Here is a 2,252-nt window from a genome sequence, read left to right on the forward strand (position 1 = left end):
CATTTCCTCCTAATTATTTGTTCTTTTACATAAAAAAATTATGTTTTACGCACATAATTATTGTATAGACTTTAGTACAAATAGTCAAGGTTAAACTGTCAAAAAATGGGGAAAGTTTTTGTCATAATATGTAAAAACCTTTCTCCATTTCATATTTTACTTTAACGTTTCTTCTTAAGGTTGAGCACAAGGTGTCTCGGGAGACCGTTTACCATGATCGGCTGGTAGTCTCCCTGGATCAGCGGGCTGATATAATCGACAAAATCCTTGGTGACATAAGTCGCATCTTTGTTCATCCAGTTTCTCGGAACGACCTTCTCTTCGTTGGCGATCCTGTGTACGTCATAGATGCCTGTTTTTGCCATGTACGGGTCATCGGAAACACGGTCGATGACGATCATCTTGCCGGTGTCGCCTTCATCTGCTGCCTTCACTGCAGCACCGCCTACCATAAATGCCTCGTCGATATCGACACGGGATGCCATATGGGAAGCACTTCTCTGTAAGGTAGAAAGCTCTACAGCCCTTGTCTTGCAGCCACACTCTGCTGCCAGGAAGTTGGCAAGGTATGTCGCGGTTCCTGCGAGCTGTTTGTGGCCGAATGCATCCACGTAATCTCCGGAGCTTCCAAGTTCGCAGACATAGCGTCCGTCAGCGAGGCGGATTCCCTCGGATACAGCGATCACAACGGAAGATTTCTTCTTGAGGAGTTCTTTGACTTTGACAAGGAATTTCTCAATGTCAAATGCAACTTCCGGAAGGTAGATAAGGTCCGGTCCGTCGCAGTCCTCTGTTCTCGCAAGTGCAGTTGCGCCGGTGAGCCATCCTGCATTTCGACCCATGACTTCCATGATCGTGATCATGCTCTTCTTGTAGGTAAGACCCTGTGCGTCACGGATCACTTCCTTGGTGGAAGCTCCGATGTATTTGGCTGCACTTCCAAAACCAGGTGTATGGTCGGTCAGTGCGAGGTCATTGTCAATGGTCTTCGGTACGCCAAGGAATTTCTGCTTCTGGCCGGTCAGGATTGCGAAATCAGAAAGCTTCTTGATGGTGTCCATGGAGTCATTTCCGCCAATATAGATAAACGCATCAATATCAAGACGGTTCAGTATACCAAAGATCTTCTCATAGATGGTCTTATCTTCGTGGATCTCAGGAAGTTTAAAACGACAGGAACCTAAGAACGCGGACGGGGTTCTCTTGAGAAGCTCAATGTCCAGCTCTGAGTGGATCTGTGTAGAAAGATCGATATACTGTTCATCCAGAAGTCCCTGAATTCCGTGCAGCATTCCATATACCTTGTCGAAACCTCGCTCAATGGCGTTCTTGTACACACCTGCAAGACTGGAATTGATTACTGCGGTAGGACCTCCGGACTGTCCTACAATGATATTGCGTTTTTTTGCCATACTGTCATCTCCTTTTTTGTTGTCGGATATATAATAGTTAAATTTTACCAATATTATCCGTTTTCGTCAAGAAGATTTGTGTATTTTTATATGTTTTTGTATATATCTTTTGTTTTTATTATCTATTTTGTATAGTTTTGTTTGTATATGCTGTATGGATTATAAAAGAAATAGAAGAATGCCACAAAAAAATCAGGCATCTGCCGTGTCTGCGTATCAGCGCAGTGCACAGCGAATGCCTGTCGTCATTCTCTTATGAAAGTTTCTGAGTCCTCAGAACTTAGAATGTAAATTTGTCAGCAAAGTATGCTTCCAACTCGCCGATCTTGACACGAACCTGCTCCATGGTGTCACGGTCACGGACAGTAACTGCTCCGTCATTCTCAGATTCGAAGTCGTAAGTGATGCAGTACGGAGTACCGATCTCATCCTGTCTTCTGTAACGTTTACCGATGTTTCCACGGTCATCGTACTCGCAGTTGTATTTCTTGCTTAACTGCTGGAAGATTTTCTCTGCACCATCGTTCAGCTTCTTGGAAAGCGGAAGGACACCGATCTTGACCGGAGCCAGTACCGGATGGAAGTGAAGGACTGTACGAACGTCGTTCTTCTCTGCATCCAGAACTTCCTCATCGTATGCACTGCACAGGAATGCAAGTACCATACGGTCAGCACCAAGTGAAGGCTCGATAACGTAAGGAATGTATTTCTGTTTCTTCTCATCGTCGAAGTATGTCAGATCCTGACCGGATACATTCTGATGCTGTGTCAGGTCATAGTCTGTTCTGTCAGCGATTCCCCACAGCTCGCCCCATCCGAACGGGAACAGGAACTCTACGT

General features: G+C 45.1%; 2 protein-coding genes. Both read right to left on the reverse strand.

The window, feature by feature from the left end; genetic code table 11:
• Positions 1–161 precede the first annotated feature (161 nt).
• The gene (locus QZL69_RS00010) at positions 162–1,412 is read right to left on the reverse strand and encodes a 6-phosphofructokinase (RefSeq protein WP_022213186.1); all 1,251 of its coding nucleotides are present in this window, start codon (positions 1,410–1,412) and stop codon (positions 162–164) included.
• A gap of 280 nt (positions 1,413–1,692) precedes the next feature.
• On the reverse strand, positions 1,693–2,252 hold a 560-nt coding region (locus QZL69_RS00015; RefSeq protein ID WP_291517457.1), incomplete at its 5' end, for a His/Gly/Thr/Pro-type tRNA ligase C-terminal domain-containing protein.

Source organism: Blautia sp. CAG:237 (assembly GCF_000436615.1).
Taxonomy (GTDB): Bacteria; Bacillota; Clostridia; order Lachnospirales; family Lachnospiraceae; genus Blautia_A; species Blautia_A intestinihominis.